The organism is Pseudomonas salomonii (assembly GCF_900107155.1).
Classification (GTDB): domain Bacteria; phylum Pseudomonadota; class Gammaproteobacteria; order Pseudomonadales; family Pseudomonadaceae; genus Aquipseudomonas; species Aquipseudomonas salomonii.
The window spans coordinates 482,707-496,613 of sequence record NZ_FNOX01000002.1 but is presented as its reverse complement, the minus strand read 5'-3'; the positions used below and the strand labels follow the sequence as shown (position 1 = coordinate 496,613).

Below are 13,907 nucleotides of genomic sequence, written 5' to 3'. Positions count from 1 at the left end.
GTCAGCTACAAAAATCCCGGCGAAGACCAGAAAGCCCAACAGGGGAAACATCAAAATAAGCAGTAGCTTTGTACTCAAAGGAGCATTTCTAAGCATGGCAGGCCTCAGGGCTTGAAGATGTTGTTTAAAGCTATCCAAGGCGAACGTTCTATGAAGTCGACGTCTGATAGAGCCCAGGATGGTTCAGTAGTAGCCTGCCGTAGCCAGTTTTTTCTCCGTTCGGAATGTTTCGGCTGAAACCAGCAAAGCTTTACCTGTAGCTAAGCAGGCGCCCAGCTATGTGGTAGCAGTCGCTCGATCTCGCTGGCCCGCTGCGTCGGCAGCTGCGTCAGCACATCCTTGAGATAAGCATACGGATCATGCCCGTTCATACGTGCCGACTGGATCAGGCTCATGATCGCCGCCGCCCGTTTGCCGCTGCGCAGCGACCCAGCAAACAACCAGTTCGACCGCCCAAGCGCCCACGGCCGGATCAAGTTCTCGATCTGGTTGTTGTCGATGGGCACAGCACCATCGTCCAGGTAGCGCGTCAGCGCTACCCAGCGTTTAAGGCTGTAATCCAGGGCCTTGGCCGTAGCAGAGCCCTCGGGCACAAGTTCGCGTTGGGCCAGCATCCACTCATGCAGTTTTTCAGCGATGGGCACCGCCGTTTCCTGGCGTAATCGCCAACGGTCTTCGTCGCTCATTTCCTTAGCGTGTCGCTCGACTTCGTACAGCCCGCCAATCGAGTGAAGCGCCTGCTCAGCCAACTGGCTTTTATTCGCGACGTGCAGGTCGAAGAACTTGCGGCGCGCGTGGGCCATGCAGCCGATTTCGGTGATGCCCAGCTCGAAGCTTGCCTTGTAGCCGGCAAAGTCGTCACAGACCAGCTTGCCGCTCCACGTGCCCAGGAAGTTACGCGCATGTTCGCCGGCACGGCTGGGGCTGAAGTCGTAGACCACGGCCTTGAGTGCCGAGAATGGCGTGCTGCTATAGGCCCAGACGTAAGCGCGGTGGGTTTTCTTCTCTCCTGGAGCCAGCATTTGTACCGGTGTTTCATCGGCGTGGAGTACGCGCTGGGCCAGCACTGCTTCGCGCAGCGCATCGACCAGCGGCTGAAGCTGCACGCCGGTTTGACCCATCCACTGCGCTAGTGTCGAGCGCGGGATGGCAAGGCCGGCACGGCCGAAGATCTTTTCCTGTCGATAGAGCGGCAGGTGGTCGGCGAATTTGGCCACCATCACTTGCGCCAGCAGGCCGGCAGTGGGGATGCCCTTGTCGATCACCTGCGGCGGCACCGGGGCCTGGGTCAGTGTTTCGCACTGCCGGCAGGCCCATTTCCCACGAACGTGCTGTTCGACGGTGAACACGCCCGGCGTGTAGTCCAGCTTCTCGCTGACGTCTTCACCGATACGCTGAAGCTGACAGCCGCAAGCGCACTGAGTGTTGTCCGGCTCGTGATGGATCACAGTGCGCGGGAACTGCGGCGGCAACGGCGCACGCTTGGGTTGCTGGCGTGGTTCTATCTGCGCGGGTGCGGGATGAAGTGCTTTTAAGTCGGCCTCGATGGCTTCGAGGTCGGTATTAAGCAGGTCATCGAGCAAGCTGCCTTGCGCCGGGCTGATCTGCTCGCTGCGCTTAGCAAACTTGTGTCGCTTGAGAATGGCGATTTCGTGGGTGAGCTGCTCGATGATCGTCTCATCACGATGGATCTTTCTGCCCATGGTGTCGACCTTGGACATCAGCTGCGCAGCCAGCGCGCGCAGTTGTTCAGGGGGCATTTGATCGAGATCGGGCAAAGAAGTCATGCCGTGGATTTTACCAAAGCAGTCCTCCGGTCACAGCTATAAGCCAGGTATTAGAGCAATGTAATTGCGCCGCCTGCACCTACTCGCTGCCAAGGCAATCCAAGTACCAGCGCCTGGAGTTGTTCGGGGTCGAGTTCGACCTCCGCGCCAAGATGGATGCCCGGCCAATGAAACTTGCCCTGATTCAAGCGTCGCGCCGCTAGCCAAATACCAACGCCGTCATGCACCAGCACCTTTATGCGGTTGGCCCGGCGGTTGGCAAAGAGGTAGGCGCAGTGCGGCTTCGCCGCACCGAACACGGCAACCACCCGGGCCAGTGCAGTGTCAGTGCCGGCCCGCATGTCCATGGGCTGGGTGGCGATCCAGATGGAGTCGATACGAATCATTGGGCCAGGCCACGGATAAAACACCCGCAGCCGTCCGGATCTGAGGCTGGCCATTTTACGGTGACGGATTTATCGCCCAGAACCAGTGAGATGATCACCGTCTCTTCTGTTGCGCGCTTGGGTGCAGCTTGTACGGGGATGAAGGCCGGCAGAGTTGCGGGTGATTGATCCCGGTAAATCGGTAGCCACTTGCGGATCACGTTGGCGTTGATGCCGTGATGGATGGCTACGCTGGAAATCGTCGCTCCAGGTTGCAAGCATTCCTGGACGACCTGGGCTTTAAATGGTTTGGGGTAAGAGCTGCGTTGGCGCATGGAAATCCTGGCGATAAGGGTGATCGCGTCCGCTTAAAATACGCGGACACCATCGCCCTAAATACTGGAGTTCGGTAGGTGTGTTCGCCATCCGCTTACCGTCATCGAGTTCTTCCCTTGGCTTGTAAGAGCTGATGACTAACTGGTCGGAGTCGTCGCGAGTTGCGTTGGTCGGCGAATTCTCTGTTCAAATGCCTAAACTGTTTAGCTATTTTCGGGTAAGCGAACAGTAAACACATCTATCCTATTCCAATAAGCTTCAGCAAGGTGTTCAGCTTAACTGAAACGCGTCAAACCAGCACAGAGGTTTAGCCTACCTAAGCTTCTAAAGGCTTTGGTAGGTACCAAAAGTTATGTTTAATAAAGGCCTAAGGATCGTCAGATTTGACGCAGGTGCTTGTCAATCTGCTCATGACGCTCTTGGGCTTCTATGCAGTACTTGGTTGTCGGGCTAATTAGCAAACGCTTAAGACCAATGGCCTCACCACTGTCATCGCACCAGCCAAAGCTATCGTCGGCAATGCGCAATAAAGCCATCTCAATTTGAGGAAGCATGCGCTGATCTCGGTCGATGACGTTGACCAGCCACTGACGCTCTTCTTCGATAGAAGCAGCATCCGCAGGGTCGGCAGGCGTATCCAGGCTTTCGATGGTGATACGGCTCTGTTCAATACGCTCGTGGATTTCGACTTTCATGGCCTGGAGCAGCTCGACGAAGAATACCTGTTGTTCGGTATTCATGTAGTCATCAGCAGGCATGGCTAGCAATTTTTCTTTTGTCATTGAGTTCTCTAAAAAAGTGCATTTAGTCAAATTGAGGAGCGGCTCAGTGTTTCCGTACCGCACCATAGCTTGCAAGCTCCACCTAGCTAGCAACCATACAAGGGGCGGCAGTCTAAGGGTGTGTTATTTAGTCAGCAACCTATTTGTCCAACACATAATTTGATGGCATAAGCAGCGCAAAGTCAGCGGAGGCTATGTATCCGTGATGAAGGTCACGCCCAGGTAGCTACCCGAGAGCGGAGCGATCATCACTACTTCAGGTCTCGCTATGAGGCCCGTTGTGATCCTGTGCGCCTTCAATCTTCGACGTGCTGAATGTGCATGTCCTTATCCCGTTATGGTCACTGCATTTGAATGTGTCTTGGCTGTCCTATGATTTCATTTTTTGTAGGTCTATCCCCGGCTGAGTGGAGTCAGCGATCTGTTGCTGCATCGATGGCAACCGGCGTAGCTACGCAAGGTGGAATCACCAAGCGCTCAAGGCATTGAAATCAAAGGAGAAAAGTGTGAATAGTCATGCGTACAGCACTCAATGCAACAATTGGCGAAAGCGATGCTGAGGCCGTTTACTGAGGCAGCGTGCAGACATCGCGTTCATATCATCTGAAGGTAAGAATTGTCTGACGGTATGGGATTGAGTATCAGTTCCGGGTTATTCAGTAAATATCCCTTCAAGACTGCTCTTTTCCTCGGTCCTTGCACTTGGCAGCTCCAAATGTTCAATCCGTCGCCACGTTTCCTGTGAGCCTTCAGTTTCTCGAACTTCTTCTGCACCCAACGCCATTCTTCAATCTCTTGATCTGCACCCTGTGAGATACCAGGAAACTCCTGAACATAGCGCTGGAAGAGGCCAGGTGTTACCAGAAACACCGAACCGCTCACCGTGTGCACCATGGCCTTGCTGTCATTGATGATTAGCTTGTGGCTTTGGATGCCTTCCCTGACCCAATTCAGGAACGTCTGACCTGGGTTGCCCGATGAAGGGGGTGAATATTCGAGGAGGATTTCTGAGGGTAAATCACTGGTCTCGGGTTCTGCCAATTCGAACATATCCAGCAACGTTCCGAGGTGGTCGGCATCTTCCATTGCAATTGAATCTGGCTGCGGGTGGCTTTGACGGAATCCTGTACTGGCTGCCTTAGGTGCTGGTGGTGATACCGGCGCCTCAGTCGAGAGGTCATCGACTGCAACGCTCACCGTTCCACTGAAAGCCGCGGGTCGATCTTCGCTCCCCCAAATCAACGCCGGTTGAAGGCGCAGAAAGGTAAAGGTCTGCTGCCAGTTTCCCTGCGCGACAAGCGCAGTCCAGATGGCTTTGCCTTCTGGTGTGGACTCAACCAGCCCATGCGATTGGAGTTCGTCGAACACAGCGATGTTGGAGGAGGGGATGCCCTCAATCGCTTGCGACAGCAGATAGGCTCGCAGCTTGTCCGTGACCGCCTTGCTGACGAGCCAGAGTGCGTCTTGAGTCAACCAACCCGCGGCACCTGGCTGGTTGAGTTTCAACTCGTGTTGAACCAGATGACGCAGTCCGCTGACCAAGTGATGTTGCAGCGAACGGATCGGGGCCTGCAGCGCCTTGCTTGGGTTACCGCCGATGTTCTGCGCGGTGGAGACGCGGTCGGCCTGAATCACCAACTCACCCAACACGCCGGCGCGTTCATATTGGCCGGCTAGGACATACAGTAGGCTGGCCCAGAGTGATGGAAATCCACTGAGCCAGTCCAAGATTGGACGGTCGAGAACTTGGGTGTAGAGCAAGCCTGCGGCGGCGCCGTGCAGGTGATAGTCGCGACCTTTGAGGTAGCGAAAGCGGTAGGGCTGATCCAGCGGGCCCTGCCAAGGATGCCAAACACGGCCATCCTGGCGTTCGACCAGCAGGTCCACGGCGATCTTGCCGATGTCATGCAGCAGAGCGCCATAAGCAATACCCGCCGACCAGGCATCGGTCTGGGCGGCTTGGTCTTCGGGCGCGGCGCCGGTGGGAAGCAGATAGGATTGGCGCAGTTTCAAACTGCAAGCGACCAGTTCCAGGCCATGGTCGAGCATGCCGCCGAGATACGCATGGTGGTGTGTCTCGCTGGCTGGAAGTTGCTGGACCTGTTCGGCGTAGCGATGGATCGGGTTTAAATAGAGCTGGGTGAATTGGGTGTGGGAGAGGGCGGTGTACTGCCAGATGCGATCGAGCAACTGGCGGCGGTGCTCCGCGGCTAACAAGCTGTGAGCCGACTCGATGGGCAGGTAACCTTCGGCGACGTTGACGGTCGGTGGCGGAGGGGGCTTCTGCCTTTTGCGGCGAAACAGGTTGAGCATCGTGACCTCCGGGAAGTGGCTGGGTCAGTGGCCTTTTAGCCTTTTCGGATAGCGCTCTTACCCTTGAGTCCCCATTCCCTTCCAACCCTTACCCGTCTTTTTGGCTCGTGTCCCTTTGTGCGGCAATCGTAATCTCGATATCGCTAGGTATCACTTTGTTGGAGGGCTGGTACGGAAAAGGCAAGAGTCGGTACACTGCGGTGCATATTTTTTGGGCCTTGCCATGAACCTCACTGACGCCACGCTCGTGCTGCTGCTCGCGGTACGTATCCATGGGACCGACGAGGCCGTCAGGGCTTCGGCGAAGAGCGTGGTCAAGAAGTTGCCGCGCAGCAAACGCGATCTGATCTACAAGGTGATCGACAGCCGAAGTCCGCTCGAACTGGTGGATTTTTTGGCGCAAAACCTGGAAGCGGAATGACAGGCTGCGGGTGTGTGCCCCTCTCTGATTCTTTGCGTCAGAGCCCTGCGGCATGGAGATTTTTCTGGGCGTAGAAAAAAGGGCCCAACTCGTGTCGGGCCCCGTGAAGCGTTTTCAGCGGTGAGGTAACGATTAAGCTCCATCGTTCATGCATAGTGAATCATCCAAGACCGCTTGCTTTAGTTGCTGCTCCAAGTTGAGTACATACTCCGAGGCGCTTCGGGCCTGGCCACTGGCGCGGAAGATCGCGCGTTTGTCAGCCTTAAGCAGGCCGAGCCAGGAGTCGATGTAGCCCTCGTGCCTAAGCTCTCCCTGTATACCGGTGTAGGCACATAAAAACGCCGCACCCATTTCGGCGATCAACTCCTCAAACGCGTAGCCTGGCGAGCCGAACGGACAGGATGACGTCACACCTTCGCGCTGCAACCGAGCGTGATGCCCGGTCCAGTGCGTCAGCTCGTGCAGTGCGGTGGCGTAGTACCCACCTTCGTCTTGAAATTGCGCTTTTGTCGGCAGTTGGATGAGATCCTTGATCGGGTGGTAAAAGGCTTCGTCGGCAGATCGATGAACGATGTGTGCCCCCGAACTTAACAGCAGATTTTCCGCAGCACTGTTGGCCTGGAAGGGATCACTCAGTTCCGTCTCGAGCAGGGTTTCATTGAGCGCTTCGAGCCCCTCCGTTTGCTCGACGTTGAACAGAAAATGCGTCCTGAGAATGCCGAAGTAAGCGACCTTGGGCTGACCGTTTTCATCAAGTACGGGTTGGCCTGACTTGGTCTGTTCCTCGCGCTCCATCGGCTTGTAGAGCACTGCTAGGGCACTGCGCTCACCCTTACGGATGTGCCCGCCGGCCTTTTTGGCTTGGTTGAAGGTCAGCCAACGATCTTGAGTGAATCCCTGCAACCTGGCCTCGGCCCAGAGCAAAGGTAAATTGATGCCCGAGTAGGGGCGACGCGTGATTGCGTTGATGGGGTAGGGTTGGTGATGATTGACGTAAGCTGAGCCACTTGGAGACCAGGGTTTAATCCAGGGGGTAACGCCTTGGTCCAAAGCGGTAACGATCTTGTCAGTCACATCTTGGTAGATATCGCGCATGGCATTTTCCTCGAAAGAAAACGGAGGAACGCCTTACCCGTCGGGGAGGGTTCCCCGGTGGGTGATGTACTGGACTGATGCAGGTCTTGCATGCCATCAGAATATGGAGGTGGGCGCCGCCAATTGCGCTTAGCGCTGGTGTTCTCCTGCAAGCGCAATCAGCAAGGCGCCAGGCTGACCCGGTTCTTGGAGTAGGCTGAGACTCAATTGCAGCAAGGGGTCGTGGTCTAAGTGATCGGTTGGTTCAACGTGGACTACCTCGAACAGCACATAGGGCTCGTGTGGAGAGGTCAGGTGGGTTTCGAAGGCTGCGCGCAATACGTTGCTCAACCGATCGATCTGCAGCTTCTCAGCGTGATCGGAGTGCTCGAGCAGTACTGCGCGTTGCCACGCGCCAGGGGTGAACACGATGGGCAACCGAAAGGTGTTCAGTACTTCCGGTGTAAGTGAGTCGGACATGGTGTGCCTCCGTTGAAGACGCGAAGAAACCTGTCCCGTTGGGGGAAAGGATTTCCCCGCGGTGGGTTGAAGAAAAACAAGAGGATTTGCCTGGCGAGCAGAACTCGAAAGGCGCTCAGGAGAGCAGTAGGCGTTCATCACCGTAGAAACGGTGACCGTGCGAGCTACCGAACGCTAATCGCACTTGGGGAGAACCATCACCGAAGTGACGTAGTCTTGAAGGCTCTGGCTACCTGGGAAGGTGCTGTCGATAACAGCGATCCGTACCTTGTATTTAGCCGGACGATTTACATGGGTCAATCGCTGTAGAGAAGCTGTTTCACGCGGCTAGTCTTCCGTCTTCCAGTGAAGAATTTTCGGCTGGACAAACGGATAAGCGGTCAGGCACGGGCCGTTTTCAGTAGTAGGCTATTATTCCTGTCTCAACCATGAAAACGCTCAGTAGAGGGCGAGACCATGCCAACTCCGAACACTGTTCAGGTTTCCCGTGCCCACCGCTGGGCATATACCTGTGGCATGTCGATAAAACGCGGGTATCGCAAGTTGAAAACGTTTGAGGCCCGCGTGGCTGAGCGTGCGGTGACGGTAGGTATGCCTGCAGGTAAATTTGTTGTTCGCGGGAGTTTTCTGACTGCCAAGTTGGCTCTGCTCGGAGCATTTCTTTTTGTTAGCTTCTGGTTGTTTGTGCTGATGTGCACAATCGTCGTATTAGCAGCTATCCCAATTCAAGATTCAGACACTCCAGGTATTGACGATCTCGATGATCCAATGCATAGGATGTCTTGGCCTGAGCGGTACGATAAATGGGGGTCTCTGAAGTAGCCTCTTTGTTATTTTGAGCTCGATTTACCCGAAACAATTCTTGCACCGCTCATCAACTGAGAGGTTCCGTTTGAGCTCGCTGTCTGTGCTGCGTGGGTTCCCCTGCTGAGCATTCCTTCTATGCCTGAACCTACGCTATATCCGGCCCAACTCATGGTGGCTAGAAAAACCATCGGCAGCACGATGAACATCGCCCCCATCACATACTCGATCACCTGCGCCGTGACCGTCCCATCCATAAACCCGGACGTAGGCAGCGATAACAGCACTTGATTGGACACCGAAACTTGGTTGTACAAGGTGTCGAGCATGCTGGAGTCGATCCAGCGGGCGAGTTCCCACCAGAAACTCAGCATGTGCAGCGTGAACAGCGCGAACGTCACCGTCATGACGGTCTTCAGCTGGTAGGTACTGACCAGCAAGATCAACGGTAAGCTGATGATGACGCCCATGATCAGGAAAGCCTGCACCATCGGCAGAGCGGCGCGTAGCGCATTCATCGCCGGGAAGTTGCTGAAGGAACCCAGTGCCAGCCCGGTATTGGTGGCCAGGTTATTGAGACCCTGATTAATCGATCCGCCGCGAGCACTGGAGCCATAGTCCTGGTACACCTGTCCGGGCGACATGGACATCGATTGCTGGCGCGGGCTGACCAGCTCACGCAGGGTGGCATCCTCGATCTCGTTGCTCGAACGACCAGTCAACCAACCTTTCAGCTGAGTCAGTAGCGAGGGATCGACCTGCTGGATCAACCGCTCGCGCAAGCCAACACCGCTGTCGCTCCACCACTGCTTGCAAGTGGGGTAGCCCGCGCCATTCTCCAGCCGCGGCAAGGAAACATCGCGGCTTTCGTCATACGGCCAACTGATTCGCGGTGTGCGTGAACGATCCGTGTCGTAGTAGCCGGGCGTGTCGAGAAGATAGCTTGAGCCCATCCAGGACGCGTCGTGACTTTGTGCCTTGTCCAGTTGCGGGCGATTGGTAAACAACCGAGAACGGGAATAGCCATAACAGTCGCGGGTGAAGTCGGCGACTTCCTGCAACAATACCTGGCTGTTGATACGCGAGCTGTCGATCTCCATGCGCATCTGCCGAATATCCGGTGCGCAGGGAATGGAGGCGGTGGCTGCGGCGGTTACCCCTTTGCTCACGGCATGCACCAGAAACCACCAGATTGGTACGTTGGCGGAGCGTTCGCCGATAGTATTGAAGGTCGTCCCCCAGGCGGTTTCCGCCGGTTTAGCCACACTGACACCGCAGCGTTGGCTCGCTGCATCATCGAACGCCATTGAGGCGAGGCTCAACGGAAAGACCGGCGCGCAGCCGAACAACACAACGATGTAGGCCAGCCACAACCGGTTTTCGATCCGCGGCACCGAGAGCAGTCCCTTGTTACCTTCATCCGCACCTTGCTGACGGGCCGATAGCCATTCCTGCAGGATGATTGCACCAAAAGGGGCGGCGAACAGTCCGGTGTCGGACAGGACACTCCAGAGGCCGTTGTTGATGATCCAGGCCAGCAGAGAGAGGTAAAACTCCAGGTAGCTGTTGGTGCTCATGAGCATAGTGGTGACCTCACAGTCGGGTGAGTTCGACGACGGTCAAGAGCACGAGCCCTAATGTCCCGATGCGTTTCACGCGCAGTCGATCCTGTGGTCGATGTCGGTAGCGCCGAAGCAGATCCCACCAGGGCGCAAAGAGGGCGCCGTAGAGCACGGCACGCCACCACCGCAGATAGGGTCGTACGGATTCGAATGCCTGCTGCCAGATCTCGAAACTACCCAGCGCAGTGCGGCCGATCCATGCGACCAGTGCGGCGGTCAGGATCATCAGCGCGGCAATCCCCAGACCTGAAAGCAGAGGGAATAGCGGTGAGCGTTTCATGGCTCACTTACGCCTGGTGTCAGCATCATTGAGTCGGCCCGGCTCAGGGTCGCCTTGCTCGACGGTGCGCGACGCATCAGCACCTCCGGCATGCCGATCAAGCACCAGGCTGGCAGTATTGGTGGCCAGCATCTGCCGGACCTGCAACTCGGTCTGCAACAGGCGTATTTCGCGCTCCAGAACGTCGATGTTTTTCGTCAAGGCGGTCTGAGCCGGCTCAGCGGAAGCGATGTTCGGTTCGTGGCTGCCTGCCAGCAGCGTGCGCAATAGCAGGAGCGCTTTGTCGAGCACGCTGGACAGGGCCGTCTCACTGGCCAGGCGCCGCGCCAGGAGTTCCTGATCAGGATCGTCGCGCAGGGCTTCGATCACACCGCGGGTGACCGGCAGCATCGGGCTGGAGGCTTTCGCCAGGTTGTCTGGGGTAGGCGGTAGTGAACCCGACAGCAGCCCTTGCAGGGCCTGGAGGCGTTCGCTGTAGGCCTCCTGGATCAGCGGCGTCAACCCATTGCCCGCGGTCGCACGCAGGGTTTCGCAGGTATCGCAGGTCGCGACTTCGCTTTCACCCAATACCCGAATGGCCCATTGGGATTCCTCCTGGGGTGAAGCCCAGGTCTGACAAATAGCCCCGCCTAAGCAGTCGCTGCTACTAATCGAGGAGTTGTCATCCACCGACCGGTTATGCAGCAGGTTATAGCCGGCGCGCACCACGTCGGAAGTCACCCTAATGGGCGTCTGTCCGTTACCTCCGGCCTTTGAGCCACCAACCCAGGACACCCCATTGTTGCCGTTATGGGCCTCGGTGTTTTTCACCGCGGCCACCGCATCACCGCCGGTTTGCTCCAGATTGCCTTGCATTTCTTGGTTCTTGGCCAGCGCGCCCCAGCCGGCTTGACCGACCTTGTCCGCCATTTTTTCGGCCATGGCCTGGCAAGTCAGTTTGGAGCGGTCGAAGTCGATACGCCCCTGCATCACCCCGTTACTCAGCAACTCATAGAGACCGGGGTTGGCGCGCTGGATGATCAACGCCGGCAGCGACATCACGGCTTGGGTCGCGTTCTGTACGATGCTGCCCATGATCTGCTGGAAGCCTTCGGTGGCGCCGTTCAGCTGGTTTTGCAGGGTGTTGGTGAGGCTCATGTTTCCACACATCATGTTCGCTCGCCATGAAGCGCCGACACCGAGCCCGTTGGGGCGATAGAGCGAACTTGGTGAGCCCGCTGCCGAGCCGCCACCGATGGTGTACATCACCCGGTCGTCGAGCACTTCGCCTTGAGTGCCCAGGCGGTAATCGCCTTCGACGGCATGGGCATGCGTGGCCATGGCGAGCAGTCCAAAGAACAACAGACTCATCGCGCCCAACCATGGTCCTGCGAGAAGTCGACTCATGACGTACCACCTTCGAAGTCGATGCTGAACAGGAAGGTCTGTCCCTCACGCTTACAGCAGCTATAGGGACGCCACAGCGACCAGGCATAGCCGCCATCCGCGCTCTGCACAGGACCGCTGGGAAAGATGGCGCACGTGGGTTGAACCAGAGGGTAGAGCAATTGCCATTTGTGGGTCGAAGCGTCATTTTCAACGATCGGGCCGGGCGGCCAGTAACCCTCGCGTGGTGCGGGTGTGAGCGGTAAGTACACATGTGGCTGCCAGTTGCGAGTAATGAAATCACCCGCCCGCTGCGCCATGACTGCGGCGGCTTTGAAATCGTCGGGCTGTACCAGAAAGCCCTGACGGGGATAGACGTTGCCCCACGTGCTCCCCGAGACCTGACGACCGATTTCACGAATTCCCGGCATGAGTGACTCGGGGTAAAGGCTTTCAGGGATGCCATGACGCCAGGCCAGTGAGTCCAAAGTGCTCAGGTAATAGGGCATGAGCGCAGTGGCGCCGCTGGCGCAGGCGTAGCCGGATTGCGAGGCCAGTTGCGTGGCGGCCCATCCACCCGGATGACCGATGGCATCAACGTTTTTGAAACGAGGAAGATTATCGCGTTGGGTATTCGGAGTGATCAGGTTACCGCCACCTTCCGCACCGCTGATGGGAGAGGAGAGGGAGGCCATCTCGGTCCAGGGATTGCTGCCGGTGGTGGCATAGCTCGAAACCACCAATTCAGGAATGAAATGACGAACCTTCGTTGAGGTTTTGACCGTGCAGCCGAAGGGGGTACAAAGGAGCCAGAAACAAATACCGATGACCCTATATTCGAGACAGCTTGGCGAAAGCGCAGAGGACGTAATGCTGCCGGTGTCCAGCGCCATGCTTGGGCCGCACGCCAGCAGCACGCTCAGCGCCAATGGCCGTAGCCTTGTGGGCGGAATGGACGAGCAGGCAACGGGCATGATCCAGGCTCTCGGTGTATGGCCTGGGCAGGTTCGGTTAGGGACTGAAGACTGTCAGTGGGAATTATGAAGGTGGATCTGTCGGATTTGTGAGATGAGAGACTATTATTTGACGTGAAGGGTGCTGCGTAGGATATCGGGTTCTACAAGTAGCTGATCTGCGGTCACTTCGAAAATATTGGCGAGTTTGCATAGGACCAGCAGCGACGGATTGGCCGTGCATCGTTCGATTTGACTGACGTAGGTACGATCCAGCTCGGCCATGAGCGCCAATTGCTCTTGGGTAAGGTTTTTCACGCGTCGCATCAAGCGGATGTTTTCCGCCAACTGCAGACGGAGCTGTTCAAAGTCTTGAGTCATGCGCGCAAATTGCGCCTTGAGGGACTCTCAATCCACGGGATATAGTCTACATTGGTATTGATCTAGGCTATTTTATGCCCTTGCCTGTTATCGAGCGCTCATTTGGTGTCGTTAAGATTTCGAGGCTGGACTGCGCGTTTAACAATAAATTAGAAATCTAGGGTGTGTATGGACGAAAACTACGTTTCAATTCCTGCGGCGGATGGTTGCTTGAGTCTTCTGACACCTTGGGGCAACGAATTTGCCCCAATGATCGAACGTGGCGTGCAATGCGCCCAAGCTTGGCTTGATACGTCCTGCGAGATTCCACTGTGGTGGGAATTGGCACAAACGCGCAAAACCTTTCCTGCTGGTGACTGCCAGGATGCTTTTGAAGCTGGATTTTTGTTGAGGATTCAGCAGCGGCTAAGCAGTGTGCCACCCAGCCCAAATCAAAGCAGAAAGAAACGTCGCTAAAGACGCGTTCAAACACCTAGTTTGAAGGTTGCCAGAGTTCAGCCAGCGTTTCGGCTGCCGAAGCCCAATACCAAGGCTCTCGCAGAGTTGGTATTGGGTAATCGCCACCAGCGTCTAGTTAACCGCGTCTTTCAGCGATTTACCGGCTTTGAAACTAGGCGTGTTCGAGGCTGCGATCTTGATGATGGCACCCGTTTGAGGGTTACGTCCGTCGCGCGCTGCACGCGCTTTCACTGCAAAGGTACCAAATCCCACCAAGGTGACGTCCTCACCGCCTTTCAACGCAGTGGATATGATGGTTGTGAGTGCATCCAGTGCGCGCCCGGCGGCAGACTTCGGGAGGTCGGCGGAGCTCGCTATGGCCTCGATTAGATCGTTTTTATCCATGGGTGACTCCTTCCGCTTGGCTGAGTGTCGACGAGTAATCTACTCAGATAGTTCGGACATATCCAGCACAAAACCGCCCTCCAGCCCTGCGCAGATGTAAC

Annotated in this window: 16 protein-coding genes; 3 read left to right on the top strand and 13 right to left on the bottom strand. The window is 56.5% G+C overall.

The features are described from left to right. Positions 1-260: 260 nt before the first annotated feature. From tnpC to mobH, 5 genes are all read right to left on the bottom strand, one after another. Positions 261-1,787 (bottom strand): IS66 family transposase, encoded by a 1,527-nt coding sequence (gene tnpC / locus BLV67_RS06320; protein WP_069787786.1) that lies wholly within the window; start codon positions 1,785-1,787, stop codon positions 261-263. Between the two features lie 50 nt (positions 1,788-1,837). Beyond that, positions 1,838-2,173, bottom strand: coding sequence for an IS66 family insertion sequence element accessory protein TnpB (gene tnpB, locus BLV67_RS33265; protein WP_069787785.1), 336 nt, complete (start codon positions 2,171-2,173; stop codon positions 1,838-1,840). Then, the gene (gene tnpA, locus BLV67_RS06310; protein ID WP_069787784.1) at positions 2,170-2,487 is read right to left on the bottom strand and encodes an IS66-like element accessory protein TnpA; all 318 of its coding nucleotides are present in this window, start codon (positions 2,485-2,487) and stop codon (positions 2,170-2,172) included. The genes tnpB and tnpA overlap by 4 nt, the downstream gene beginning before the upstream one ends. Positions 2,488-2,865: 378 nt before the next feature. Further along, a complete protein-coding gene (locus BLV67_RS06305; protein WP_069787902.1) occupies positions 2,866-3,270 on the bottom strand; it encodes a TraR/DksA family transcriptional regulator in 405 nt (134 codons plus the stop codon). A 594-nt stretch (positions 3,271-3,864) separates the two neighbouring features. Continuing rightward, positions 3,865-5,583: a MobH family relaxase gene (mobH, locus tag BLV67_RS06300; RefSeq protein ID WP_069787783.1), complete on the bottom strand. Its 1,719-nt coding sequence runs from the start codon at positions 5,581-5,583 to the stop codon at positions 3,865-3,867. A gap of 223 nt (positions 5,584-5,806) precedes the next feature. On the opposite strand from mobH, the gene BLV67_RS06295 reads away from it, so the two are divergent. Next, positions 5,807-6,004, top strand: coding sequence for a DUF7740 domain-containing protein (locus BLV67_RS06295; protein ID WP_069787901.1), 198 nt, complete (start codon positions 5,807-5,809; stop codon positions 6,002-6,004). 132 nt (positions 6,005-6,136) lie between these two features. Here BLV67_RS06295 and BLV67_RS06290 read toward each other — a convergent pair whose 3' ends face one another. After that, positions 6,137-7,099: an ArdC family protein gene (locus BLV67_RS06290; RefSeq protein WP_069787782.1), complete on the bottom strand. Its 963-nt coding sequence runs from the start codon at positions 7,097-7,099 to the stop codon at positions 6,137-6,139. Between the two features lie 129 nt (positions 7,100-7,228). Next, complete coding sequence (locus BLV67_RS06285; RefSeq protein WP_069787781.1) at positions 7,229-7,558, bottom strand: hypothetical protein; 330 nt, start codon at positions 7,556-7,558, stop codon at positions 7,229-7,231. Positions 7,559-8,014: 456 nt separating this feature from the next. Between BLV67_RS06285 and BLV67_RS06280 the strand changes: the two genes are divergently transcribed. Then, on the top strand, positions 8,015-8,380 hold the full coding sequence (locus tag BLV67_RS06280) for a DUF3742 family protein (protein WP_069787780.1): 366 nt from the start codon (positions 8,015-8,017) through the stop codon (positions 8,378-8,380). Between the two features lie 8 nt (positions 8,381-8,388). On the opposite strand, the gene BLV67_RS06275 is transcribed toward BLV67_RS06280, so the two are convergent. The 5 genes from BLV67_RS06275 to BLV67_RS06255 all read right to left on the bottom strand — a co-directional run bounded on the left by BLV67_RS06275 (position 8,389) and on the right by BLV67_RS06255 (position 12,963). Further along, positions 8,389-9,945, bottom strand: a complete 1,557-nt coding sequence (locus BLV67_RS06275) for a conjugal transfer protein TraG N-terminal domain-containing protein (RefSeq protein WP_069787779.1) — start codon at positions 9,943-9,945, stop codon at positions 8,389-8,391. 10 nt (positions 9,946-9,955) lie between these two features. After that, positions 9,956-10,264, bottom strand: coding sequence for a hypothetical protein (locus BLV67_RS06270; RefSeq protein ID WP_069787778.1), 309 nt, complete (start codon positions 10,262-10,264; stop codon positions 9,956-9,958). Between the two features lie 3 nt (positions 10,265-10,267). Next, positions 10,268-11,650: an integrating conjugative element protein gene (locus BLV67_RS06265; RefSeq protein ID WP_069787777.1), complete on the bottom strand. Its 1,383-nt coding sequence runs from the start codon at positions 11,648-11,650 to the stop codon at positions 10,268-10,270. Continuing rightward, the gene (locus BLV67_RS06260) at positions 11,647-12,603 is read right to left on the bottom strand and encodes a TIGR03756 family integrating conjugative element protein (RefSeq protein ID WP_069787776.1); all 957 of its coding nucleotides are present in this window, start codon (positions 12,601-12,603) and stop codon (positions 11,647-11,649) included. The genes BLV67_RS06265 and BLV67_RS06260 overlap by 4 nt, the downstream gene beginning before the upstream one ends. 105 nt (positions 12,604-12,708) lie before the next feature. After that, a complete protein-coding gene (locus tag BLV67_RS06255) occupies positions 12,709-12,963 on the bottom strand; it encodes a helix-turn-helix domain-containing protein (RefSeq protein ID WP_069787775.1) in 255 nt (84 codons plus the stop codon). 168 nt (positions 12,964-13,131) lie between these two features. Between BLV67_RS06255 and BLV67_RS06250 the strand changes: the two genes are divergently transcribed. Continuing rightward, a complete protein-coding gene (locus BLV67_RS06250; RefSeq protein ID WP_074854424.1) occupies positions 13,132-13,419 on the top strand; it encodes a LasR-specific antiactivator QslA in 288 nt (95 codons plus the stop codon). 114 nt (positions 13,420-13,533) lie between these two features. Here BLV67_RS06250 and BLV67_RS06245 read toward each other — a convergent pair whose 3' ends face one another. Continuing rightward, positions 13,534-13,806 carry an HU family DNA-binding protein gene (locus BLV67_RS06245; protein ID WP_069787774.1) on the bottom strand — a complete coding sequence of 91 codons (273 nt, stop codon included), beginning with the start codon at positions 13,804-13,806 and terminating at the stop codon, positions 13,534-13,536. Positions 13,807-13,907: the final 101 nt, after the last annotated feature.